This is a genomic window from Psychroserpens sp. SPM9 (assembly GCF_025153525.1).
Taxonomy (GTDB): domain Bacteria; phylum Bacteroidota; class Bacteroidia; order Flavobacteriales; family Flavobacteriaceae; genus Psychroserpens.
The window spans coordinates 1-666 of the sequence record NZ_JANZNR010000038.1 but is presented as its reverse complement, the minus strand read 5'-3'; the positions used below and the strand labels follow the sequence as shown (position 1 = coordinate 666).

At 39.6% G+C, this 666-nt stretch carries 1 pseudogene; it reads left to right on the top strand.

Annotation, left to right across the window (positions count from 1 at the left end):
* Positions 1-666 (top strand): annotated as a pseudogene (locus tag N4270_RS17100) (hypothetical protein); the annotation flags it as partial.

Sequence of the window (666 nt, the reverse complement as noted above, 5' to 3'; positions counted from 1 at the left end):
CCAATACAAGCACACCACAGGTGATTTATGTACGTGTGACTAATGATATTACCGGTTGTTTTACAGTGGTAGACTTCACGCTTATCGTTAACCCATTACCAGAGGTTGTTGCGGTGAGTGATTTTATAGCTTGTGAGTTAAATAATGATGGCGCTTATGCTTTTGATTTAAGCACAAAGGATGCTGAAGTACTAAATGGTCAGGATTCAACGTTATTTACAGTAAGCTATCATGCCAGCCAACAAGACGCCGATGATTTAATGAACGCCTTAGTAAGTCCATATACCAACACGAGTAACCCACAACAGATTTTTGTGGCCATAACAAATAACGACACTGGTTGTTCGATAAGCACACCTAGTTTTAATGTAGAGGTTCAAGAGGCGGCAGAGGCTAATAGTGATATGGAAGCGATTGTATATGAGATTTGTGATGATCAGATGGATGATGATAATGATCCGACAAATAATAGTGCTCAGTTTGATTTAGCGACACAGAATGATTTTGTTTTAGATGGTCAGGATCCGGCAAATTATAGTGTAAGTTATTATGCCAGTGAGATGGATGCCGAATTAGGCGTAAACCCATTACCATTTTTATATGAAAACTTAGTGAACCCACAGGTGATTTGGGCACGAGTAGATAATGACACTCCTGATGGTGCTG